We start from the raw sequence: 502 nt of genomic DNA on the forward strand, positions 1-502 counted from the left end.
CGGTTTGCCTGACCCGAGCATATTAAAAGCACCTATAAAAAAGCTTATTCCAATAGCAGATATGGTCACTGAGGAACTAGCTAGCTATAGCCGTTATTTAGCTAAGACTAATACAAGCAAAGATGATTTAGCTGCATTAATGCTGTTGCCTCGTGTCATTGCTAGCAGTCAACCGTCACCATTAATCGAAAAGTTTAAAGCGTGGGCTAAGGCCATCATTTTAGAAAATGATGGGGTAACAGATGTATCTGAATTTTGGTTGCAAACAGGCTTACCAACACCGAAAGCGATAAATAAGAAAGAAGGTGAGCTCATTTATAACTTAGCTAGCTTTGCTGATATTGGTATTGCGCCTGACTTACGTTATCACCATACAAAACCTAAATTAGATGGCAAACTTGTATTATTTTATCCAGGTCATGGGGAAGAGTTCGTCCCTAGTCATGCGTTTAACCAAGTGGGTGTCGCACTGCGTTTAGGTGCTATGGTTGCAAATATAGAT

1 protein-coding gene is annotated in these 502 nt (G+C 40.0%); it reads left to right on the top strand.

Translation table 11 applies throughout. The annotated features are described in order from the left end of the window. Window positions 1-502 (top strand): hypothetical protein (locus AAEY83_RS12795; protein ID WP_502945160.1); only part of this gene is annotated, 502 nt, incomplete at both ends.

Source organism: Psychrobacter sp. TB20-MNA-CIBAN-0197 (assembly GCF_040309765.1).
GTDB classification, from domain to species: domain Bacteria; phylum Pseudomonadota; class Gammaproteobacteria; order Pseudomonadales; family Moraxellaceae; genus Psychrobacter; species Psychrobacter submarinus.